Origin of the sequence: Protofrankia sp. Cas8, from assembly GCF_963555845.1 — a bacterium.
In the GTDB taxonomy this organism is placed as follows: Bacteria; Actinomycetota; Actinomycetes; order Frankiales; family Frankiaceae; genus Protofrankia.
Window position 1 is genome coordinate 52,748 of the sequence record NZ_CAUVXI010000002.1, and the last position, 23,027, is coordinate 75,774.

15 protein-coding genes are annotated in these 23,027 nt (G+C 67.9%); 8 read left to right on the forward strand and 7 right to left on the reverse strand.

Features of this window, described 5'->3' with window-relative positions; all coding sequences use genetic code 11:
• Nucleotides 1-566 precede the first annotated feature (566 nt).
• Complete coding sequence (locus U9977_RS00855) at nucleotides 567-899, reverse strand: WhiB family transcriptional regulator (RefSeq protein ID WP_322747196.1); 333 nt, start codon at nucleotides 897-899, stop codon at nucleotides 567-569.
• A gap of 153 nt (nucleotides 900-1,052) precedes the next feature.
• On the opposite strand from U9977_RS00855, the gene U9977_RS00860 reads away from it, so the two are divergent.
• Nucleotides 1,053-2,177 (forward strand): MerR family transcriptional regulator, encoded by a 1,125-nt coding sequence (locus U9977_RS00860; protein WP_322747197.1) that lies wholly within the window; start codon nucleotides 1,053-1,055, stop codon nucleotides 2,175-2,177.
• 19 nt (nucleotides 2,178-2,196) lie between these two features.
• Here U9977_RS00860 and U9977_RS00865 read toward each other — a convergent pair whose 3' ends face one another.
• The gene (locus tag U9977_RS00865) at nucleotides 2,197-2,607 is read right to left on the reverse strand and encodes a DUF5319 domain-containing protein (RefSeq protein ID WP_322747239.1); all 411 of its coding nucleotides are present in this window, start codon (nucleotides 2,605-2,607) and stop codon (nucleotides 2,197-2,199) included.
• A 343-nt stretch (nucleotides 2,608-2,950) separates the two neighbouring features.
• Here U9977_RS00865 and guaB point away from each other — a divergent pair, with 343 nt between their 5' ends.
• From guaB to U9977_RS00890, 5 genes are all read left to right on the forward strand, one after another.
• Nucleotides 2,951-4,501, forward strand: coding sequence for an IMP dehydrogenase (gene guaB / locus U9977_RS00870; RefSeq protein WP_322747198.1), 1,551 nt, complete (start codon nucleotides 2,951-2,953; stop codon nucleotides 4,499-4,501).
• Between the two features lie 83 nt (nucleotides 4,502-4,584).
• Nucleotides 4,585-5,703 carry a GuaB3 family IMP dehydrogenase-related protein gene (locus U9977_RS00875; protein ID WP_322747199.1) on the forward strand — a complete coding sequence of 373 codons (1,119 nt, stop codon included), beginning with the start codon at nucleotides 4,585-4,587 and terminating at the stop codon, nucleotides 5,701-5,703.
• Between the two features lie 175 nt (nucleotides 5,704-5,878).
• Nucleotides 5,879-7,240, forward strand: coding sequence for a hypothetical protein (locus U9977_RS00880; RefSeq protein ID WP_322747200.1), 1,362 nt, complete (start codon nucleotides 5,879-5,881; stop codon nucleotides 7,238-7,240).
• Nucleotides 7,241-8,254: 1,014 nt separating this feature from the next.
• Nucleotides 8,255-9,919 carry a hypothetical protein gene (locus U9977_RS00885; protein ID WP_322747201.1) on the forward strand — a complete coding sequence of 555 codons (1,665 nt, stop codon included), beginning with the start codon at nucleotides 8,255-8,257 and terminating at the stop codon, nucleotides 9,917-9,919.
• A 162-nt stretch (nucleotides 9,920-10,081) separates the two neighbouring features.
• Nucleotides 10,082-11,482 carry an ABC transporter substrate-binding protein gene (locus U9977_RS00890; protein WP_322747202.1) on the forward strand — a complete coding sequence of 467 codons (1,401 nt, stop codon included), beginning with the start codon at nucleotides 10,082-10,084 and terminating at the stop codon, nucleotides 11,480-11,482.
• Nucleotides 11,483-11,681: 199 nt separating this feature from the next.
• Here U9977_RS00890 and U9977_RS00895 read toward each other — a convergent pair whose 3' ends face one another.
• The 4 genes from U9977_RS00895 to U9977_RS00910 are packed head-to-tail and all read right to left on the reverse strand — an operon-like array spanning nucleotide 11,682 to nucleotide 16,923.
• On the reverse strand, nucleotides 11,682-12,278 hold the full coding sequence (locus tag U9977_RS00895) for a GTP-binding protein (RefSeq protein ID WP_322747203.1): 597 nt from the start codon (nucleotides 12,276-12,278) through the stop codon (nucleotides 11,682-11,684).
• A complete protein-coding gene (locus tag U9977_RS00900) occupies nucleotides 12,259-12,618 on the reverse strand; it encodes a DUF742 domain-containing protein (protein ID WP_322747204.1) in 360 nt (119 codons plus the stop codon). The genes U9977_RS00895 and U9977_RS00900 overlap by 20 nt, the downstream gene beginning before the upstream one ends.
• Nucleotides 12,619-12,643: 25 nt before the next feature.
• Nucleotides 12,644-13,066: a roadblock/LC7 domain-containing protein gene (locus U9977_RS00905; RefSeq protein ID WP_255720431.1), complete on the reverse strand. Its 423-nt coding sequence runs from the start codon at nucleotides 13,064-13,066 to the stop codon at nucleotides 12,644-12,646.
• A complete protein-coding gene (locus U9977_RS00910) occupies nucleotides 13,063-16,923 on the reverse strand; it encodes a nitrate- and nitrite sensing domain-containing protein (RefSeq protein ID WP_322747205.1) in 3,861 nt (1,286 codons plus the stop codon). Before U9977_RS00910 ends, U9977_RS00905 begins: the two co-directional genes overlap by 4 nt.
• A 548-nt stretch (nucleotides 16,924-17,471) precedes the next feature.
• Between U9977_RS00910 and guaA the strand changes: the two genes are divergently transcribed.
• Nucleotides 17,472-19,013: a glutamine-hydrolyzing GMP synthase gene (gene guaA / locus U9977_RS00915; RefSeq protein ID WP_416210437.1), complete on the forward strand. Its 1,542-nt coding sequence runs from the start codon at nucleotides 17,472-17,474 to the stop codon at nucleotides 19,011-19,013.
• Nucleotides 19,014-19,083: 70 nt separating this feature from the next.
• Here guaA and U9977_RS00920 read toward each other — a convergent pair whose 3' ends face one another.
• The gene (locus U9977_RS00920) at nucleotides 19,084-20,190 is read right to left on the reverse strand and encodes a threonine/serine dehydratase (RefSeq protein WP_322747207.1); all 1,107 of its coding nucleotides are present in this window, start codon (nucleotides 20,188-20,190) and stop codon (nucleotides 19,084-19,086) included.
• Nucleotides 20,191-20,589: 399 nt separating this feature from the next.
• Here U9977_RS00920 and pcrA point away from each other — a divergent pair, with 399 nt between their 5' ends.
• On the forward strand, nucleotides 20,590-23,022 hold the full coding sequence (gene pcrA, locus U9977_RS00925; RefSeq protein WP_322747208.1) for a DNA helicase PcrA: 2,433 nt from the start codon (nucleotides 20,590-20,592) through the stop codon (nucleotides 23,020-23,022).
• Nucleotides 23,023-23,027: the final 5 nt, after the last annotated feature.

The window sequence follows — 23,027 nt, forward strand, 5'->3', positions numbered from 1 at the left end:
ATCAAGGAGCGGGGCCGCGGCGCTCTGAGGCGCTCTGAGTTGACGGGATCCGGCTCGCCGGGATCCTGACAGGCGTACTCCCGCGGATGTCGGTCGCACCGACCCGCGGCACCGCGTGGTGGATTCCCTCAGCACACCGGGGATTTCGGCCTCCGGCGGCGCGAAAAATCATGATCGCGCCGCCTTCGGCCCTCTCGGCCCGGCAGGACCGCCAACGTCCTGCCGGGCCTTTGCAGGTTCCCTGTCGATCTCGCTGAGGTCGTCGATCTCGCCGATCCCGCCGAGGTCGATCTCACCGAGCGTTGCGGTCACACGTCGCGGGTGACCCATCCGGTGGGATGGACATGTCCGTGGATGTCGCCACCGCGGGCGCGCGATCTGACGATCGTCGCGCGCCCTTCGGCCCTCTAGCGCCCTGGGGACTGCGGCCGCCGGCGATGCGACAGAACCACGATCGCATCGCCTTTGGCCCTCTAGCGCCCTGGGGACTGCGGCCGCCGGCGATGCGACAGAACCACGATCGCATCGCCTTTGGCCGGTTCAGCAGGCCGGTTCAGCAGGCCGGTTCAGCAGGCCGGAGCCAGACCGGGGCGTGACGGGCTGTGCCGAGCCGCGCCGCGACGCGTTCGGCCGGTCAGGATGCCTTCTCGTTCGGACTCGCTCAGCCCACCCCAAACCCCGTAAGGCTCGCGGGCGTGCAGCGCATGCTCGGCGCATGCCTGGATCACGGGACACCTTGCGCAGACGGCCTTTGCGGCGGCCTCGCGAGCCGCGCGGGCCGGGCCTCGCTCACCTTCCGGGTGGAAGAAGAGCTCCGTGCTCTCTCCACGGCACGCACCGTGAAGTTGCCATTCCCACTTCTCGGCACCGGGGCCTGGAAGTCGTCGGACATCGGTCATCGGTCTGAGCCCCCCTCTCAACCATGGGCGGCAGGCGCCGCAGCTACACCGTAGTGCCGCGCCATATGTTGTTCAACACTGAGAATCACTCGGCGCGTGGTCGGTCGGAGCCGGTTAGTCGCCAAGTTGTGGGTACGGTCGCCGAGAGCCACCATGAGCGCTGTGACCCCCTCCCCGGAGCCGGCGGAGCGCAACCCGCGGTACACAGTCGCGGCGGTTGCCCGGCGGCTGGGCGTCGCGCCCGCGACCCTTCGAACATGGAACCGTCGGTACGGGCTCGGTCCGGCCGACCATGTGTCCGGTACCCGCCGCAGGTACGGCCCACACGACCTGGCCCGGCTGGAGTTCATGTGTCGACTCACACGGGATGGGATCGCGCCCGCCGAAGCGGCCCGGATCGCCAGAACCACACTGGTCGACGACCTACCGGAACCGCGTTGGCTGGCCCCGGTTCGAGCGATCACTGATGATCATACGCACGGTGTCGGACCCGAACCCTTCGAGGGCGGATCTGACCGCGGGGACGCGGACCTGCCGGCTACCACCGGGGAGCGCCTCGGGGCCGCGATCCCGGTGGATGACGATCGTGGCGGTCCCGATGAGCCGGCGGTTGCCGACCCTGCCGGTTCACGGGGTTCAGGCGGCCGGGTGCTGCCGCTGGCGGATGCCGGTATCGCTGCCCGGGGACTCGCCCGCGCGGCCATGGCCCTCGACTCGTCGGCGGTCACCCGCATCATGGCCCACGCCGTGGAAACGGACGGCGTCGTCGCAGCCTGGCAGGAGCTCGTCTGCCCGGTGCTGGTCGCCGTGGGTAGGCGCTGGGAACAGCGCGGCGACGCCGTGGACGTTGAACATCTGCTCAGCGACTGTGTCGCGGCGGTGTTCCGCCGGGTCGCGGATCGCGCGCTCGACACCTACACCCGACCGGTGCTGCTTGCGTGTACCCCGGCCGAACAGCACAGCCTCGCGCTGAGCGCGCTGGCTGCAGGTCTGGCCGAGCGGGGTGCCACCGCCCGCATCCTTGGTGCGGCGGTGCCGGTGGCCGCGTTGCGGACTGCGGTCGCCCGTACCGGGCCGGTAGCGGTCTTCCTGTGGTCGCAGCGTCGGACGTCCGCGGATGCGCAGGCGTTGAGCGGTTTACCGGTAACCCGGCCGTCGACATTGATCATCGTCGGCGGCTCGGGCTGGCGCCGAGCGACCCTTCCGGCGCGAGTCCGTCACGCGGGATCCCTGCCCGAAGCCCTCGACCTGCTCACCGGGAGTCCGCTCGAGCGTTAGAGCGACGCCGCTCGCCGGATCAGCCCGCTTCCGACGCCTCGCTTGTCTCGTAGACGCCGTCGGCATAGCCGCGTGCGTAGTCCCAGCTGACATAGGACGACGGGTCCGGGGCGTACGCGGGCTCGTGGACCCTGGTGCGGCCTTCGTCAAGAAGGTGGCGAAGGTTACCCATGAGCAGATCCCAATCGAAGAAATGGGGTTCCGCGCATCCCTCGCAGTCAACGACGAGGCCGCGGTAGCCGCGGGGCTCCAGCAAGGTCCGGAAGACGTCGAGGTCTCCGAGTTCGGCGAGTATCTCCTCACGCTCGTGCGGCGATAGGGGCTCCAGCAGCTCGGTGTCCTCAATCGGGTCGAGGTGCGCGAGCTCCGCTGTCGGATCCTCGGGGTCGCCCGCGAAGGGGTCGAGAGGCTCGTCGCTCACGCCGACCACGCTACGCCGGACACGGCCTGCTAGTGGCACCGATGGGCGACTCCAGACGTCGGCCGGTGTTCGGATCGCGCCTTTCGACCTGTTCGGAAGACTTGCCTGCGCACGCCTCGTGACCCGTGGTGCTGGATTGTTGCGCAGCGCGACATATCCGGCACCGGATCGGTTGTTTCAACGGATTTTGCCGTTCAGATGGTCATGGTTTTTTGTCGCACGCCCGGCGGCCGTGATGGGTCCTGCTGGCCAAAGGGTGTGCGATCATGGTTTTTTGTCGCACGCCCGGCGGCCGTGATGGGTCCTAGGATGTGAGTTTGGAGCCCGTGCCGAGGTGTGAACGGAAGATGCCATGAACAGTCCCATTCTCTCCCCGGCCGGGTCCGAGCCGGGGCCGATGCAGTCGGCGAAGCTGGCCATGCTGGGGCTGACCTTCGACGACGTGCTGCTGTTGCCGGCGGAATCGGACATCATGCCGGCGGATGCCGACACGTCCACCCGGTTGTCGCGGCACATCCGGTTGGCCGTTCCGTTGTTGTCCTCGGCGATGGACACCGTCACCGAGGCACGGATGGCGATCGCGATGGCGCGGCAGGGTGGCGTCGGCGTCCTGCATCGCAACCTTTCCATCGACGACCAGGCGCAGCAGGTCGACATGGTCAAGCGGTCCGAATCGGGGATGATCACAACACCTATCACCTGCGGCCCGGATGCCACCATCGAGGATGCCAACGAGCTCATGGCCCGCTACCGCATTTCCGGGGTTCCGGTGACCGAATCGGATGGTCAGTTGGTGGGCATCGTCACGAATCGCGATATTCGTTTTGAACGGGACTATTCCCGGCTGGTGCGTGCCGTGATGACTCCGATGCCGCTGGTCACGGCGCCGGTCGGGGCGTCGGTGGACGACGCGCTGGTGCTGTTGCGCCGGCACAAGATTGAGAAACTGCCCCTGGTGGACGGTCAGGGGCGTCTGCGCGGACTGATCACGGTCAAGGATTTCACCAAGCGTGAGCAGTATCCGCAGGCAACCAAGGATTCGGATGGACGCCTCGTCGTCGGTGCCGCCATCGGGGTGGGCGAGGACGCGTACAAGCGTGCGCAGGAGCTTGTCGCGGCCGCGGTCGACTTCCTGGTGGTGGACACCGCGCATGGCCACTCCCGGGCCGTGCTGGACATGGTGCGGCGCATCAAGAGCGATCTGCCGACCAGATTGGACGGCAGCCCACTAGATGTGGTCGCCGGAAATGTCGCGACCGCGGACGGCGCACGTGCGTTGGTGGACGCCGGCGCCGACGCCATCAAGGTGGGGGTGGGGCCGGGCTCGATCTGCACGACCCGGGTGGTGGCCGGGGTCGGGGTCCCGCAGGTCACCGCGATCTATGAGTGCGCGCAGGCCGTGCGCGAGGCTGCCGTCCCGGTGATCGGTGACGGCGGGATGCAGTACTCCGGCGACATCGCCAAGGCGATCGCCGTCGGCGCGGACACGGTGATGCTCGGTAGTCTTCTGGCCGGGGTTGACGAGAGCCCGGGTGAGCTGATCTTCATCAACGGTAAGCAGTACAAGGCCTATCGCGGGATGGGGTCCCTGGGTGCGATGCGCAGCCGGGGCACGACCCGGTCCTATTCGAAGGACCGCTACTTCCAGGACGACGTTCTCTCCGATGACAAGCTTGTTCCGCAGGGCGTCGAGGGACAGGTCCCCTACCGGGGGCCGTTGGCCGCGGTGGCCCACCAGCTGGTCGGAGGGCTACGCGCGGCTATGGGATACACCGGTGCCGCCACGATCGACGCCCTTCAGCGGGATGCCCGGCTGGTGCGTATCACCTCGGCCGGACTCAAGGAGAGCCACCCGCATGACATTCAGATGACTGTCGAGGCACCGAACTACAACGCGCGGTGATCAGCATGTGCGGCCACCCGGCGTCCGATGGCCCCGTCTGCGGTGGCAGGCTTCCGGCGGCAGGTTCCCGGTGAGAGGACACAGTGGCTGAGGTCGAGATCGGTATCGGTAAGAGCGGGCGGGTGGCCTTTGGACTCGACGCCCTGGGTATCGTGCCGTCGCGGCGGACCCGTGACCCCGCGGACGTCTCGCTGGCATGGGAGATCGACGCCTATCGCTTCGACCTGCCGGTCGTCACCGCTCCGGCGGACGCGGTGACCTCGCCCGCGAGCGCGGTGACCGTTGGCGGTCTTGGCGGTCTCGGCGTTGTCCACGTCGAGGGTGTGTGGAGCAGGCACGAGGAGCCCGATTCGCTTCTGGCGGAGCTTTCCGCGCTCGACGCTGATGCGGCGACCCGGCGGCTGCGCGAACTCTATGCGGCGCCGATCCGGCCGGAGCTGGTCGTCAAGCGGCTGGCCGAGATCCGCGAATCGGGCGTCGTCACCGCTGCCGCGCTGCGTCCCCAACGGGTCGCGGCACTGTACCCGTTCCTCCTCGAGGCCGGCATTGACCTTCTCGTCATCCACGCGCCGGCAGTGTCTGCCGAGCACCAGTCGCGGGCGGGCGAGCCGTTGAACCTCAAGCGGTTCATCGGCGAACTTGACGTGCCGGTTCTGGTGGGAGGATGCGCGTCCTTCTCGACGGCCCTGCATCTGATGCGGACCGGTGCCGCCGGCGTGATCGTAGGTGTCGGGCCAGGTGGCGCGGACACGACCCGTGCGGTGCTCGGTGTCGGGGTCCCGATGGCAACGGCGATCGCCGACGCGGCCGGAGCACGGATGCGCTACCTTGACGAGTCCGGTGGTCGTTACGTCCATGTGATCGCCCACGGTGGGATGCGGACGGGCGGCGACATGGCCAAGGCCATCGCCTGCGGTGCTGACGCCGTGATGCTTGACACGCCACTGGCCGCCGCGGCCGAGGCGCCCGGTTGCGGCGGTTACTGGTCCATGGATGTCCTTCACTCACGGTTGCCACGTGGCGTCTGGGAGCGTGTGCCGGTCATCGGAACGCTTCGCGAGATCCTGTTGGGTCCGGCTGCGGTGAACCCCGGCACGCTGAATCTGGCCGGTGCGCTGCGGACAGCCATGGCGACCACCGGGTACGCGACGGTGAAGGAGCTGCAGAAGGCAGAGGTGTTGGTCGCCTCGACGCTCTGCTAGCTTCCGGGTGCAATCGGTGTTCAGTCGGCGTCAGCGTCCCAGCTCCCCAGCGGCCGGATCGTCCCGTGTCGGACCGTTGGAGTGGCATTGCGGGTCCGGTTCGGATGCCGGGGTGACCCCGCAATCTGGCGGCATGGCACCCTGAAGGCGTCTGTTTCGGTCCGAAGGATGACACATGCGCATCGACGAGCACGGTCGCTGGGTCAGCGATGACGGCGCCTACGTCTGGGATGAGGCCGCCCAGACGTGGCAGCCGTCGGCGCCGCATCCCACCGGATCGGCAGGATTCACGGCTGCCGTCGATGCTGCCAGCCCTGCCACAGACGGCATCGCGGTCGAGTCCACCGGCGGCTTTTCCGTGGTTTCCCTCCATCACGATCCGGCGACGTCTCGGGACCCGGCGGCTTCGTCGGTGGCCGACGACCTTCCCATGGCGGGCACGGCCTGGCCGCAGCCCGTCCAAGTCGGTCGGTGGGATGCCGGCTCATGGCCGGGCGCCGACGTCGCGGCGGGGGGCCAGGCCGATGCCGGCGGCTGGGCACCGCTCGGCGGAGACGGGCAGATCGGCACCGATCTGAGCGTCGCCGGCGTGTCCGACAGCGACACGGGATCCTGGGATATCGCCCGGACGCCGGACCCGGTTGCCGGCGCATGGCTTGCAGGGGGCACGGGCGGCGTTGACATCCTGAGCAACTCCGATGCTCGCGCCGGGGCTGACATCCCCACCGACCTGGGGCCAGGCGGGCAGCAACCGGGCGGCCAGCAACCGAGCGGCCAGCAACCGAGCGGCCAGCAACCGAGCGGCCAGCAACCGAGCGGCCAGCAACCGAGCGGCCAGCAACCGGGCGGCCAGCAACCGGGCGGCCAGCAACCGGGCGGCCAGCAACCGGGCGGCCAGCAACCGAGCGGCCAGGAGATGGCATGGAGTCCGGTCCGGTTCGGCCTGGATGATCATGCGGCGGCGGCCCCCGGATGGGAGCCTGCAGAACGCGATCGCGACGAACACCCCGCTGCTGACGGTGTTGGGGATGTCGGCGCCCGAAGCCGCATCCCGCCTGCCGGCGCGCGTACTCAGGGGCGTCGGCGACGTTCCTCGGCGCGGGCCCGACCAACCCGGTTCAACCCGCCGAGCGGCGAGGCCGACGGGAACGCCGGCAGGTTACCGCCGGGTGTGACATCGCTGCCGCGTCCCGCACTCCTCACTGGAGCGGCGGTTCTGGCGCTTCTGCTCGGGCTGGGTGGGTGGCTCGTTTTTGGGCGGGATGGCACGAACACCGCGATCAGGGTACCTGTCAAGGTTACAGCGAGCCCCTCGGTGGGATCGCCCCGGCGGTACTCCGAGCCGGTGCGTGTGGCCTATCTGGATGAGTGCGTCCAGGTCAGCGGGGGACTGCGGACATACTGCACGTGCACGTTGGAGAAGCTGGAAGCCACCTACCCGGAGGATCGGTATCTCGCCTTCAACAACAATGTTAATTCCGCCGACTCGACCAGGGTCGTTCGTGAGATCGCAGACCAGTGTGCGAGTGCCGGATGATGAAGGCTGGTGTATGCTGAGTCCATCCGTTTTTTCGCGTTTCATGGGCAAATACGCCCTTAACCTGGGGGGCAGGACATGCCCACCGACGACTTCGGGCGCTGGTTGAGCGACGATGGCGCGTGGGTTTGGGACGGTGTTGCCAAGACGTGGCGTCCGCGGACGACGGCCGGTGATCCCGGCGATACGGGTGGGTCCGTGACCGGGCCACCCGAGCGAACTGAGGCCCCAGCGCGGCGTACGGACGATTTTTTCGCGGTGGAGCGGGTCGGCGAGGCTGACGACCGGTCCTACCAGCAGCCTGACGGGGCGTCAGCCTGGGAGCTCACCGGTCCGACGGACCGACAATCGGCCCGGGAGCACGGCGGGCGGTCCGACTCGGATTCGTTCATGCGACCGGCCCAGGCTCTGGCACCGGTCGACCCGTTCGATGTCTCCTCCACCCATGATCGACCAGCGTTCGCCACGTACCCAGCCGTTGAGGACTCGCCGACTCCAGATAATCACATTCCGTGGACGGGTGGCTCGCGGACCCCGGTCGATCCCGGGCGAGGCGCGCCCAGCGGGCACCGGAATGGGCGCTGGGACCTGTCGGTGGGTAACGTTGACAACGGGCGATCCGAGCGCGGCGACGATCCTTCCTCGCAGTCCTCGCCTGCGGGTCCGAGCGCTGGCTGGGAGCCCGATACAGGTCAGCGTCAGCCTGGAACCCCCCGCGGCTTCGGGCCCGGCCGTTCCGATGGCGTCGCCGATGCCGGTCGTAACCGGCTGCCGGCCGACAGCCGGCCGACGCCCTTCCCCGTCGGTGGTCAGGGCGCGTTCAGTCCACCGGCACACCGGTCGCCGGAAAGCACCACCGGCATGCTCGCCGATCGGCTGGCCGGCGACCCGACGACCGGGTCGCAGACGCCCCGAGGGTTCGGGGGCCCCGCTGGCTTTCCTGCGGGGCGTGGATCCGGTGGGTACGGGGCTGGCGGCTCCGGAGGTCCGCCGACAGGCGGGGCCGTTGGTGGCGTGAACGGTTCCGCCGGTGATCATCAGGTGAACGGCTACGGCGGCTCGAACGGCTACGGCGGCTCGAACGGCCATAGCGCGTCGAACGGCTATAGCGGCTCGACCGATTATGGCGCGTCGAACAGTCAGAGCCCTTCGCAGGGCACGAACGGTTATGGGCTTGCCAGCCGCCATGCTTCGGGCTACCCGGGATCCACCCGCGGTGGTTCCGATGGCCGCGATGCCCCCGCGGGGGTGGGTCCGGCCGCCGACACCGGCGGTGCGAATCAGGTCGAAAGCCGGGTAGTAGGATACTCCGGCTATCCGCCCGCCCGGCAGGTTCCCCGTCGTACCGGCCCGGACGAGCGCGTCTACGCCCCGCCGGGCGGGCCCTCGCCGGCCGCCGGCGGACGGCGGGATGCCGGCGGACGTGCCGCGATCCTCCCGCCGGCTCACTGGAGTCCTGCCGCACCGGGCGTTGATCCGCTTACGCCGTCGCGGACAGCGCTGGGCCCGGCGCCCACGCCTGCCGCGACCGCTCCGCCGTTGACCGCGCCGCCGTTGACCGCTCCGCCGTTGACCGCGCCGCCGCGGGCTCTGCCCTCGTCAGCGTCCCACGCGATTGGAACACCTGAGCTGGACCGTGACGGTCCTTCCGGGCGGGCTCCGGGCGAGGCGGGCTTCGCCAGCGCGCCGCACCCTTCGCCCGGTGTTTCCGCATGGGACGACGACCTGCTGTCCCACGTTGCGCCACCGGCCGCGCTTTCGTCCCGACCGTCGGCGGAGGCGGCGATGACCGAGGCCCTAAGGGTGGAGCCAGCGCCGGAAAGTGACGAGGACGACGGGGGTTGGAAACCATCCACCACGGTCCGCAAGAAGGTGGATCGTGGCGGCGCGGCGCCACCTCGAGTATCCCCCGGACGGGCGTCGTCGACCGGCGCGACCTCAGGCATGGCACGAACGGGGGCGAAGGAGGGCCGCCGGGCGTCGAGCGGTCGGGCGGCGGTCGGCACGAAGCGCGGCGCCAGCCGTCTTAACCACCGGCCCGGCGCGACCGGTCGGACCGGCTTCGATGCTGATCAGATTGACGACGTCGACTATGATCTTGATGCGGATTTCGAGGCCGACGGTGACGAGGAGAACGACCACGGCGACTATCCGTCGGGGTTCTTCGCGCGCTATCGACACGGCTGGGTGGGCCCGCTGATCGTCGCGGTCGTGGTGTCACTCATCGCGATCGGCGCCTACGTCATGTTGATCGGCGGGAATGGTCACACAGATACGGCGCCGACGTCGGGGACGGCCACCTCGCGGCCTGGGGGGTCGCTGACGCCGACGACGAGTAATCCGGATGCCGCCGCGGGCCAGGCGCTGATCGACGGCGCCTACCGCTGCTACCAGGCGGACAGCGCGGACCTCAAGCCGCTGACCGCGGTCGCCGACAAGCTTGTGGTTCCGATGGGGCGAGGGGTGTACATCTGGAACGCCCAGGAGGGTACCTACACGATCACCCGCAACAGCCTGAGTACCGACACCCAGATCTTTGCCGACGTTCAGTTCACCGGCGGTCCGCTCAAGGACGTCAAGGCCCTGTTTTTCGATCGCGTGCGACAGGGCGACGCAGGCAAGGACGTGGGTGCCCTCACATTCGAGGACGGGACGAACCGGTGGTGCGCGATCAACTAGAGCCTGTCAAGGGGGCGCTCTTACCTGGCCGGGCCGTGCAACGGACCATCAGGTGACAATGCACGATGTATGGAACAAAAACACCCCTTTGGATCTCCCGTGGGTGGGTTGACCGGGACCCAGTGCCCAGGTTTCAACCCGGGTGCGGCAGGATCAGGTCCCATGCTCGGATCTGACCGTGTGACCGGCGCTGACCCGGTACGACCTGGCAGCCTTTCGGACTCTGGCGGCTACGCCACGACCCGCCCGCGTCGGGTGGCCGCGGCCCGGCCGGATGGTTGGGGCGGTGGTTCGCTCGACCGCCGGAAGTTGCTGGGTCTGGCTGGAATGACGGCTGCCGCACTACCGCTGGCCGCATGCGGCGGCGGCGGCGCATCGACTGCGCAGAGGTCCGTCCGCATCGGCTATGTAAGCCCGCAAACCGGGGCGCTGGCCGCGTTCGGTGTCGCAGACAGGTATGTCACCGATTCGATGCGCACCTTCTACCGGCGTGGATTGACCATCGGTACTCGGACCTACCCGGTCGACATCTTTTTCCGGGACAGCCAGTCTGACGAGACCAGGGCGGCTCAGGCGGCCAGTGACTTGATTTTCATCGACGGCGTGGACGTCGTCCTGGTCGGGTCGACGCTGGACACCGTCAACCCGGTTGCGGACCAGTGCGAAGCGAACGAGGTACCGTGCATCTCCACGGCGGCTCCGTGGCAGTCGTGGTTCTTCGGGCGCGGTGGTGACCCGGCAAAGCCGTTCAAGTGGACCTATCACTTCTTCTGGGGCCTGGAGGATGTGATCAAGGTGTACCTGGGGATGTGGGCGCAGGTCGGAACCAGTAAGAAGGTCGGCGCACTGTGGCCGGACGACCCTGACGGCAGGGCGTTCGCGGGAGCCTTTCCGCAAGCTATTTCCGCGCGTGGTTACTCGCTGGTCGCCCAACCCCCCATACCGGCCGGTACAACGGATTTCTCCGCCATCGTGGCCCAGTTCAAGACCAAGGGAGTGGAGATCCTCACCGGCGTGATGCCGGCGTCGGACTTTGCCTTGTTCTGGCGCGAGGCCGCGAAGCAGGACTTCAAACCGAAGATTATTACGGTGGCGAAGGCGTTGCTGTTCCCGGCGTCAGTCCTGGATCTCGGAACGAATGCGAACAACCTCGGCACCGAGGTCTGGTGGTCGCCCGCTCACCGTTTCCGCAGCTCGTTGACGGGAGCGACCCCCCAGGTACTCGCGGACGACTTCACCGCGAAGACCGGCAAACCGTGGCTGCAGACCCTTGGCTTCGTCCACGGGCTCTACGAGGTCGCCACCGAGGCGCTCGTTCAGGCCGGCTCCCTCGGTGATCGGGCGGGGCTTGCGGCCGCCATCGGGAAGCTGCACATGAACACGATCGTAGGGCCGATTGCCTTCGGCAGCTTGGTGAACATCCCCAAGAATGTCTCGAAGACACCTCTGGTCGGCGGTCAGTGGCGCCAGGAGCAGGACAAGGGTTACAAGCTTGTCATCGTCGGTGAAGACTCGAACAGTGACATGGTGTCGGGGTCGGACAGGGTGCAGCAGTACAGCTGACCGGGCGGGCGCCGTCCGGCCGTCGGTTTGACTGACCGTCTGCCTGATTACCGCTCCGTGCCGTCCGGCCAGCCTTTCCCACGGCCATGCGGCACAGGGTCGGCACCTTTTTGACGGCACCCACCCGTGGCGTCCCCGGGTCGAAGGCGACTCGACCAGTATTGCCTCGTGTCGCCTTCGACCGGACGCGAACCCGGGTTCAGGTCCGCGCCACCGCTCGGGACATGGTGTGCTCGACCACCGAGATCAGGGCGCTTTTCGTCGAGTCACGGTTCCGCGCGTCGCAGGTGATGATCGGTACGGCCTGGTTGATCTGCAGGGCTTCCCGGACATCGTCCATGGAATGCCGCAGGATGCCGTCGAAGCAGTTCACGCCGACGACGAAAGGCAGCTGTCGCTGTTCGAAGTAGTCAACGGCGGCGAAACAGTCGGCGAGCCGCCGCGTGTCGGCCAGCACGATGGCGCCGATCGCGCCGCGGACGATGTCGTCCCACATGAACCAGAAACGGTACTGTCCCGGCGTACCGAACAGATACAGGATCAGGTCATCATCCAGGGAGACCCGTCCGAAGTCCATGGCGACCGTGGTGGTCGTCTTGTCGGTCAGATGGGTCAGGTCGTCGACGTGCGCCCCGGCTTCGGTCATCACAGCCTCGGTGCGCAGGGGCACAATCTCCGATACCGAACCCACGAAGGTCGTCTTGCCGGCACCGAAACCGCCGGCAACAACAATCTTGACTGATGTCGTGGCGACGGACGAGTTGACCCGTCGGCGGTCAGAGTTTTCGAAGGCCACTGAGAACCCTTTCGAGCAGCGCGAGATCTGGCGCCTCGTCGCGGTCCGGTTGCTGGTGTACCCGGACGTAACCTTCGTCCGCCATGTCGCCTACCAACACCCTTGCGACGCCGAGGGGAACCCGCAGGCCGGCGGCGATCTCTGCGATCGATCGCACCTGCCGGCACATGGCGGCAATTGTCTGTTGCTCTAGGGCAAGGTCAAGTGCCCGATCTTCACCGAGAGTCGTCGTGAAGACAAGTGCCTCGATGGCAAGTTCGTACCGTGAGCGCGTCCGACCACCGGTCATCGCATACGGGCGGACAACCGGTCCGGGGGCATTCTCGGGATCGATGCTCACCCTGACCCCCTGTGCTCCCGCCGGTTCACCGCGGAAGGATCCCCTGCAGCTCGGCCCTTAGCGCCGGCGTCAGAACGTCCATGGCCCGGGTTACCAGCAGTGCCATCTCATACCCCACAAGTCCGATGTCGCACGATGGTGCCGCAAGGACCGCCATGCTCGCTCCGTCGCTGATAGCCATGATGAACAGAAAGCCGTGCTCCATTTCGACGACCGTCTGCGTCACGTTGCCCGCTTCGAAGACGCGAGCGGCACCCTGGGTCAGGCTCACCAGACCCGAGGCGACGGCTGCCAACTGGTCCGCACGGTCGCGCGGGAATCCGTCCGATACGGCCAGGAGCAGACCATCCGCGGAGACCACCACTGTATGCGCGACACCGGGTACTCTCTCAACAAAGTTATTGATCAACCAGTTGAGGTTCTGTGCGTCTGAGCTCATGGGCGTCACATGTCCTCCTGGGTGTCCCGACGATGGGTGGGGGCGGCGTCGTTGATGACGTCGCGCCCTTGCCGAACACCTTGGTAGAAGCTGGCAAGCCGGCCACCGACTGCTTCGGGAGACCGGATGGGTGCCTCCGGTGGGCGACGTCGTGGTCCGGGTTCGGCGCTGCCCGGTACGAGGTTGGTCATCGGGACCCGCAACGGCAGACCAGCGCGAGTCGTCCCGCCGGGAGTGGGTTGGCGGGTCGCCTCGGCAGCCTGCCAACCGGCGTCACCAGCGGAGGACCATGACATTGCGTCCGCGCTGGCGGAGGCCGTCGTGGCATTGCCGGTACTGACACCGGCACCGGCAGCCACCGGGCTCGACATCGGTCCTGGCGAGTAGGCCGGGGGACCAGCCCTACCGGCACCCGCGCGCGCCGGTAGGTCAGGGGCCGGTATGTCCTGGCCGCTGGCCGGTGCTGGAATGTGGCCCGGGGGCGGGAAGGACGACGCCGGAGCGGGACGTGTGCTGTCGCCGCCGGCAATCGTGGCACCGCGTCCGCCGGGACGGCCCGATGACTCCGGCGGGCGTGAGTCGCCACGCTGGATTGCGGGACCACGGTGGATCGTCGGCCCTGGCCGGCGCAGCGGGGACTGCGGCACGGCACGCCGGGTCGGGAGCGGCGGTGCGGGGGAGCGTCGTTGGAACCAGGCCGAGACCGAGTCGAAGATCGGAGTTGTGTCGGCGTCGTCCGCCTCCCGATCCTGCTCCTGTTCCTGCTCCTCTGACTCGTTCATCCAGACGTTGGACGGATCGTCCAACGGGTCGTGACTCCGGCCTGGGCCGAGATCGTCAGACGGATCGCTGTTCACGGGCAGGGCACCGTGCGAGCGATCGGTGCCGTATGCATCGGATGCCGAGGCAGTCCGGTCGAAAATGGGCTCGGGACCCGTCGTCGGGGTGGCCCATGCAGTGTCCGGGACGGCGCGAGCCCCGAGTCCCGACGTCTCGAGGTCGGGACTCATGCCGATCGGTCCGGTGTTGAACGGCTCGACCTCGATCGGGCCGGTTCCGATCGGGCCGGTGTTGAACGGTCCACTGTTGAACGGTTCGAGCCCGATCGGGCCGGTGTTGAACGGTTCGAGCCCGATCGGGCCGGTACCGCCGGGGCCGGTGCTTGTTGGTCCGGTATCGGACGGGCTCGGCCATCGTGGCGTGCCCGGCCCGCGGGGGATCTCATAGTTGTTGCTGGCCGGTCCGGCCGCGAATGGGGAGTCGACGCCCGGCCGGTTGCCGGTGGTGACATCGTGCGGACCAGTACCGCCGAACCGGCCGCCCGGCTCCAGTTCCGCAGGCCCGAAGCTGCCGGGCCTGGCGGCGAACCTGTCGTCTCCCTGCGGCCTGAACGCGCCGTCGGTCGGTGCGCCGTCGGTCCCGGTACGGCGTCCCCAGCTCTGGTCGCCGCGGGCTGTGTTCATGTTCGGCGTCGCCGAGGGCGGAACGGAGGTGAATCCCGGTGGCGCCTCGGCAGGTCCCGGGCCGCTGCCGTGCAACGGGCCGCTGCCGTGCAACGGGCCGCTGCCGTTCAACGGGCCGCTGCCGTTCAGGGGGGCGTGCCCGTTGAAGTGCGAACCACCGTTGGAGAATGCGCCACCGTTGGACGGCGTGGTCCCGTTCGTCATGGAGCTGCCGTTGGTGCTGGAGTTACCGGCCGCCATTGCGTTGTCGTTGGCTATGGCGGCGGGAAAGCCGCTGTCGAGTGCCGGTCGGTTGCCAGCCGATGTACGGCCGCCGCCGACGCTGGCTGTGGGCCGCGCAGGGGCGGTTGACGACGCGTCACCGGCGACAACCTTGGCTGGTAGCCGTACCACGGCGGTTATGCCGCCGGACGTCGATTCCCGCAGCTGGACCCGAATGCCATGTCGGGTGGCCAGCCGACCTACCGCGAACAGACCCATCGTCCGGGATACGGACACGTCGACGACCGGTGGATTGGCCAAGCGGTCGTTGATGCGTTCGAGATCCTTGGCCGGCATGCCGATGCCGCGGTCCTCGATTTCGATCATTGCTCCCGCGCCGGGGCCGAGCGAGTGGCTGGTGACCAGCACCTCTGTTGCCGGTGGCGAGAACGAGGTCGCGTTTTCCAGCAGCTCGGCGATGAGGTGCACGACGTCGCTCACCGCGTGTCCGGCGATCGAGACTGGAGCCGCAGCCGACTGCTTCACCCTCGTGTACTGCTCGACCTCGGAGATGGCGGCGAGGACGACCTCGTTGAGCGGGACGGGGTGGGTCCATCGGCGGGCGGTGTCGGTGCCGGCGAGGACCAGCAGGCTTTCGTTGTTCCGGCGCATACGGGTGGCGAGGTGGTCGAGCTTGAACAGGTTGGACAACTGGTCGGGGTCCTGCTCCCGGTTCTCCAGATCGTCGATCAGCCGCAGCTGCCGTTCGACCAGACCCTGGCTTCGTCGGGACAGGTTGACGAACATCGCGTTGACGTTGTTCCGCAGAACCGCCTGTTCGGAGGCGAGACGAATGGCTTCCCGGTGTACCTCGTCGAACGCACGGGCGACTTCACCGATTTCCTCCTCGGTGTCGATACCGACCGGCTGGATGTCGGGGTCGATGTCCTGTTCGGTGGAGTCGCGCAGGCGGCGGACGGCCTCAGGTAGGCGGTGTCCCGCGATGTCGAGGGCAGCCGCACGCAATCCGAGCAGCGGACGCACCAGGGAGCGGGCCACGACCATTGCCGCGAGGAGCGCGGTGGCCAAGATGAGAACGATGAGCAGGCCGGACACCAGCGCCTTGCGCTGAATAGTCGAACGAAGTGTTTGGCCTCGGCTGTCGGTGTCGTTGAGGAGCGAGGTGGTGACTTTGCGGTTGAGGTCCATCGTCTGCTGGGTTGACCGCAGCCATTTTTGGGCGTCCATATCGGGGGTTTGCCCGATTCGTCCCGTAAGGACTGTCTGCGCGTCATCGCTGGCCTGGGACACGTCCTGACCGGCGACGGTTGTGCGGTACAGGTCGCTTTGCGGGCGGGTGGCCGTGCCCTCGAAGCGAGAAATCTGGCTCTCTCGCTCGGTGCCGAACCCGACGAACGTGCGATAGTCGCTGCTGTCGAACTGCTGTTTCTGTAGAACGCCGTAGATCAGCGCCTGTTGGGCAGCCAGGAGCTCTCCGGAGCGCACAATCGCGTCGGTGGCTACCACGTCCGCGAGCAGCGACCCGTCGTCCTGACCCTGTGGAATGAGTGCGACCAGGTTGACAAGACTGTTGATCATGGCCGTATAGGCCACCTCGACGGAGTTTGGCGAGGCGATGGTCAGCGCTGTCGCGCGCACATTCTCTCGTCGGGAAAGCCGGTTGGCTGCTGATGCGATTGCCGCCCGGGTCTGGTCGCTGAAGGCGTTCTGGCGTCCCCTGGTGGCGTCATCGTAGTCTCTGGCCGCCTGGTCGACCCGTGTCTGTGCCGCTTTGACCGCATCGAGGGAACGCGGTTGTCCCGAGCTCGCGACATATCCGACCGTGTAGGTACGTTCCCGCTCCAACTCGAACACGAGGGTGGTGGCACCGCGAGCGATCTGGATCATGTCCCGGACCCGGTTGATCTCCCGCGTGCTGCTAAGGACGGTATTGGCACCCAGGGAGGCGTTGACCAGGATGGCGATCATTGGGACGGCGAGAATCGCGATCAGTTTGGTCCGGACCCGCCAGTTCGACGGAGTGGCAAGGTTCGCCGCTATCCGCCGTAGGCCGCCGGGTCCCGGCAGCGCAATGGCGGCCGCGTCGACGCGATGCCCGCCACCGTCGGCGGGTTCCTCCGGCGTCACCTGGGATGCCGTGGGCGCGTCGACGCCCTTGCTGGCTATCGGTTGTCTGCGCACGTACCTTCGCAACCTCTCCGCCAGCCTCCCGGAACACGTCGTACCAGGATGGCTCGGTATCGGGTCCGGATGTCCCTCGACTGGCACCTTAGCGGTACGGACAGGCGGCCCGAAAGACGCCTACCCTAGGTTAGCCGCCCAAAGAAGATCCGATCATGGTTCTTTCGGCGCCGCCGGAGACCGGGGAACTGTTGTCCAGTTCCGACTCGATGCGGCCGACGCCCTTCTCGCCGAACCTATGGGTGGCCGGGCGGACACGGCTTGATGGCACTGATGAATGCCGGGATCGTGACGATCGCTCAGGCTACTCGGACGATGGTTCCCCGTCGTCGCGGTACCACAGTCGTGTCACAGTCCGTGGCACGCCTGTGACACCTGCGGCTGCCCTGGGCGGTGTCCCGTGCCGCCGGCCGTGGGAAAAGAGCCATGATCGCCCGGCTTTCGGTCTGCCGGCTTCGTAGGCTGGCGCCGTGAACACCGCAGCCCCGCAGCCCGCCGGACGTTCGACCGGTACCGATTCGGGATCCCATTCCGTCCACGACCGGGTTCTGGTCGTGGACTTCGGTGCCCAGTATGCTCAGCTCATCGCCAGGCGGGTCCGCGAGTGCCACGTGTATTCGGAGATCGTGCGGTGGGACCTTCCGGTCGAAGAGATCGTTGCCCGGCGTCCCGCCGCGGTCATTCTGTCGGGCGGGCCGAAGTCGGTGTACTCCCCGGGTGCCCTGGAGGTGGATCCGGCCCTGTTTCGTGCCGGCATCCCCGTGCTGGGCATCTGCTACGGCCATCAGGTGATGGCGCATGCGCTGGCTGGGACCGTCGCGCGAACGGGTACGGCGGAGTACGGCGCGACCCGGCTCGCGGTCGCGGCACCGGGCGTCCTGTTCGCGGATCTGCCGGTTGCCCAGCAGGTGTGGATGTCCCACGGTGACTCGGTGACGGCTGCGCCGCCGGGTTTCGTGGTGACCGCGGCCACCCGGTCGACCCCGGTCGCGGCTTTCGAGAACACCGAGCGGCGGCTGTTCGGCGTCCAGTTTCACCCGGAGGTCGTGCATACCGACTGGGGCCTGGACATCCTGCGGCACTTCCTGTTCGCCGGTGCCGGGTGCCGACCGAACTGGACCATGCTCAACATCGCGGACGAGGCGGTGGCGGCGGTGCGCGCCCAGGTCGGTGCTGCCCGGGCGATCTGCGGACTGTCCGGCGGGGTGGATTCGGCGGTGGCGGCGGCCGTCGTGCACCGGGCGGTAGGTGATCAGTTGACCTGCGTGTTCGTCGATCACGGGTTGTTGCGGGCGGGCGAGGCTGAACAGGTGGAGACCGACTTCGTCGCCTCGACCGGGGTCGAGCTGGTCCATGTGAAGGCAGCCGACCGGTTTGCCGCCGCGCTTGCCGGTGTCACCGACCCCGAACGCAAGCGCAAGATCATTGGTCGGGAGTTCATCCGGGTCTTCGAGGGCGCGGCCCGCGAGCTTGAGGCGCGGGCCGAGATCGAGGGAGCTCAGATCGAGTTTCTCGTACAGGGGACCTTGTACCCGGATGTCATCGAGTCCGGCTCACCGACCGCAGCGAAGATCAAGTCGCACCACAATGTGGGTGGGCTTCCCGACGATCTGCGCTTCAACCTCGTGGAGCCGTTGCGCATGCTGTTCAAGGATGAGGTCCGTCGGCTCGGCGAGGAGCTCGGGCTGCCCGAAGAAATCGTCTGGCGACAGCCCTTCCCCGGGCCGGGCCTTGCTGTCCGGATCATCGGTGAGGTCACCCTGGAGCGCTTGGAGGCGCTGCGGGCCGCGGATGCGATCGTGCGCGCGGAGATCCATCGTGCCGGGCTGGACCGTGAGATCTGGCAGGTGTTCGCGGTGCTGCTGGCTGATGTCCGTTCGGTGGGGGTGCAGGGGGATGAGCGCACCTACGGGCACCCGGTGGTCCTGCGTGCGGTCACCAGCGAGGACGCGATGACCGCCGACTGGGCTCGGTTGCCCTACGAACTGCTCGAACGCATCTCCAACCGGGTGGTCAACGAGGTCGCCCAGGTGAACCGGGTGGTGTACGACATCACCTCGAAGCCTCCAGGCACCATCGAGTGGGAGTAGCGCGCCGAGCGCGGTGTGTCCGGGTTCAGCCGGTTCAGCCGGTTCAGCCAGTTCAGCCGGTGCGGCTCGTTCAGGCTGCGGGCGTCTGCAGGGACTCGGCCGCCAGAGTCCGCACGCGGGTGGCGGTCACCTGGTCGATGTTTCCACCAGAGAGGACCACCGCGGTCGGGCCCTGCGCGAGGCCCGGATGACGTAGCAGCGCCGCAACCCCGGCGGCGCCGGCGGGCTCGACCAGTTGGCCATCGGCACGGGCAAGCAGCACCATCGCCTCCCAGAACGCCTCCTCGTCCACCGTGACCATGTCATCCACCAGATTCGAGGCGAGAGCCAGGGTCAGCGTGCCCGGACTCTTCACAGCCATGCCGTCCGCGACTGTCGTCGCCGCTACCCGCAGCCGCTGCCCGCAGCGCCAGGAGCGGGCGAATGCCGGAGCGCCCGCCGCCTGGACACCGATCACCCGCACATCGGCCCGGCGCCGGCGCAGTGCCGTGGCGATGCCCGCGATCAGCCCGCCGCCGCCGACGCTGACCAGAACCGTACGCAGCCCGGGTAGCTGCTCGATCAGCTCGAGCCCGATCGTGCCCTGACCGGCGATTACCAACGGGTCGTCGAAGGGGTGTACGAGCAGGCCACCGAGGTCGTGCGCAGCCGCCTCCGCGGCAAGCAGAGCGGCGTCGACGCCACCGGAAACGAGCTCGACGCGAGCGCCGAATCGCCGGGTTCGCGCAATCTTGGTCGTATTCGCCTCCGCCGGAACGAAGATTGTCGCGGGGACATCAAAGCGGGCCGCCGCGTAGGCCACGCCCTGGGCGTGGTTCCCAGCGCTGGCCGCGATCACGCCACGGGCGCGCACGTCAGGGTCGGCGAGGGCGATCCGGGTGAAGGCGCCACGCACCTTGAACGAGGCGGTGCGCTGTTCGTTCTCGCACTTGAACCAGACCGGCATGCCGGTCAGCCGGGACAGGTGCGTACCGCGCACTACCCGGGTGCGTCGGGCGACCCCGGCCAGGACCGCCGCGGCCCGGTCGACATCGATGTCGGCGGGATCGACGCGGGCCCGGTCGACGGCCGACCAGCCGGCGTGCTGGTCGGCTACGGGCGGGCCGGGTCTTGACGGGGCGTCGGTATCGGCATCGTCGGTGGTGGTCGGGGCCTGGGTGACGGCTGGTCGGCTCATCGCTGCTCTCCCGATGGCTCGGCGGCCACCTTCCGCAGTGGCCGCGGCAACAAAAAAGCCCCCCGCCGGAACGGCAGGAGGGCAAGGCGCGCGGACCCGGAGTGCTGGATTCGTCAGACGGGCTCGCACGCCTCAAAAATGATCATAAGATGCTGCGCCACCTTCCTAGGATGCTCGCGCATGCCGATGGTCGTCAAACCGACCATCCGTGATCGTCCTGATCCCGGCGGCCGGCCACCTGCTCGCGCGGTTGATCGATTCCGGTATCGTCCGGGCGTCGGATCGGACCGGACGCCGATCCGCACTACGCCCTGTCGTGAGGCCGGCCGGCGCCTCGTAGGGTGTTGAGTGTGCATCGTTGCCAGAACTGTCGGACGTCGAACGTATGATCGATTCACTATGAGTACCCTATTCGGTGGTCCGTACGCCGACTTCGACCATGCTGGTTCCAATGCTGGTTCCGATGCTGGTTCGGATGCCGGCGCCGATGCCGGCTTTGACCCGGGTGGGCCGGGGGGTCGCCCGGCCGCGTACCTCGATCCCGATCTTCTGCTGGAGGGCCTGAACCCGCAGCAGCGGGCCGCGGTCGTCCATGCCGGTTCGCCGTTGCTCGTGGTGGCGGGCGCGGGGTCGGGCAAGACGCGGGTGCTCACGAACCGGATCGCCTACCTGCTGGCCGCACGCGGGGTCCGCGCCGGTGAGATTCTTGCGATCACGTTCACCAACAAGGCCGCGAACGAGATGAAGGAGCGGGTCACCGCCCTGGTCGGCGCTCGGACGCGGGCGATGTGGGTCAGTACCTTTCATTCGGCCTGCGTGCGCATTCTGCGGTCGGAAGCAACGCGTCTCGGGTTCACCAGCAGCTTCTCGATCTATGATGCGGCGGATGCGCAGCGGTTGATGGCGTTGGTCGCCCGCGACCTGGACCTCGATCCCAAGAGGTATCCGCCCCGCGCGCTCGCCGCCGGGATCAGCAATCTCAAGAACGAGCTGGTCGACTGGGAGACCGCCCGGGACAGGGCGGCCAATCATCTTGAGCGGGCCACCGCCGAGGCCTACGGCAGCTACCAGCGCCGGCTTGCCGAGGCGAACGCGTTCGACTTCGACGATTTGATCATGGCCGTCGTGAACCTGCTGCAGGCTTTCCCGGACGTCGCCGAGCACTACCGGCGCCGGTTCCGGCACGTCCTCATAGACGAGTACCAGGACACCAACCATGCTCAGTACGTGCTCGTGCGGGAGCTGGTCGGGCGCGCGTCCCCCCGGACCGTGGACGGCGAGCTGGTCCGTCCGGATGCCGACGATCATGGTGTGGAGCCGGCCGAGTTGTGCGTGGTGGGTGACGCCGATCAGTCGATCTACGCTTTCCGGGGCGCGAACATCCGCAACATCGTCGAGTTCGAGCAGGACTACCCCGAGGCGACCGTGGTCCTGCTGGAGCAGAATTACCGCTCCACGCAGACGATCCTGTCGGCGGCCAACGCGGTGATCGCCCGTAACGGGCAGCGGAAGCCCAAACGGCTGTGGTCGGACGCCGGCGACGGCGAGAAGATCGTCGGTTACGTCTCGGACAGTGAGCATGACGAGGCCGCGTTCGTAGCCGCCGAGGTTGATCGGCTCACCGACGCGGCAACAGCCAGGCCGGGTGACGTCGCCGTCTTCTACCGCACCAACGCCCAGAGCCGTGTCTTTGAAGAACTGTTCATGCGGGTCGGGCTGCCCTACCGGGTGGTCGGTGGGGTGCGTTTCTACGAACGGCGGGAGGTCCGGGATCTCCTCGCCTATCTGCGGGTGGTGGCCAATCCGGCGGACACGGTGAACCTGCGACGCATCATCAACGTACCCAAGCGGGGCATCGGTGACCGCGCCGAGACAACGCTGGCCACCTTTGCCGAACAGCAGCGGATTCCGTTCGCCGACGCCCTGAGCCGGGCGGCGGAGGTCCCAGGCCTGACCGCCCGCTCCGCAACCGCGGTCGGTGGTTTCGTGGATCTTCTTTCCGAGCTTCGGGCGGTCGTGGCTGCCGGTCCGGTCGCGGTGCTGGAGGCGGCCCTGGAACGAACCGGGTACCTCGCCGAACTGACTACTCAGGACACCATCGAGGCTGAGGGCCGGGTGGAGAACCTCCAGGAACTCCTCAGCGTGGCCCGGGAGTTCACCGAACGCTTCCCGCAGGGTTCGCTCGCCGACTTTCTTGCGCAGGTCTCCCTGGTGGCCGATGTCGACCAGATACCCGATCCGGCGGAAGGCGGAACCGGGGCCGTCACGTTGATGACCCTGCACAGCGCCAAGGGACTGGAGTTCCCGGTGGTGTTCCTGACCGGGTTGGAGGACGGGATGTTCCCGCACATCCGCACGCTGGGCAACCCGACCGAGCTGGAGGAGGAACGTCGCCTCGCCTATGTCGGCATCACCCGAGCCCGGGCGATGCTGTATCTGACGCGGGCGCACGTTCGCAGCGCCTGGGGCCAGCCGGCGTACAACCCGCCGTCGCGTTTTCTCGACGAGGTGCCGACGGAGCTGGTCAACTGGCAGGGCAGCACCCGGCCGCCGTCGCCGGTGGCCGCGCCGCGGGCGTCGATGTGGGGCTCGGCATCCGCCGGGTCGTCGACGGCGAAGGCCGGTGGCCTGCCCGGACGCCGTCCGGCGCCGGTTCCACGCCCGATGCCCGATCTTGCTACGGGTGACCGGGTCAACCATGACACGTTTGGCATGGGTCAGGTCGTCGCGATGGCGGGGTCCGGTGACAATCTCGAGGCAAGCATCGACTTCGGAGACGGAACGGGGACCAAGCGGCTGCTCCTGCGCTACGCCCCTGTTGAAAAGCTCTGAGGGTC

Excerpts from the sequence above, each read along its gene's own strand:
- U9977_RS00855 (WP_322747196.1), bottom strand. The coding sequence starts at position 899 with ATGACCGATGTCCGACGACTTCCAGGCCCCGGTGCCGAGAAGTGGGAA.
- U9977_RS00860 (WP_322747197.1), top strand. The coding sequence starts at position 1,053 with ATGAGCGCTGTGACCCCCTCCCCGGAGCCGGCGGAGCGCAACCCGCGG.
- guaB (WP_322747198.1), top strand. The coding sequence starts at position 2,951 with ATGAACAGTCCCATTCTCTCCCCGGCCGGGTCCGAGCCGGGGCCGATG.
- U9977_RS00880 (WP_322747200.1), top strand. The coding sequence starts at position 5,879 with ATGCGCATCGACGAGCACGGTCGCTGGGTCAGCGATGACGGCGCCTAC.
- U9977_RS00890 (WP_322747202.1), top strand. The coding sequence starts at position 10,082 with ATGCTCGGATCTGACCGTGTGACCGGCGCTGACCCGGTACGACCTGGC.
- U9977_RS00920 (WP_322747207.1), bottom strand. The coding sequence starts at position 20,190 with ATGAGCCGACCAGCCGTCACCCAGGCCCCGACCACCACCGACGATGCC.
- pcrA (WP_322747208.1), top strand. The coding sequence starts at position 20,590 with ATGAGTACCCTATTCGGTGGTCCGTACGCCGACTTCGACCATGCTGGT.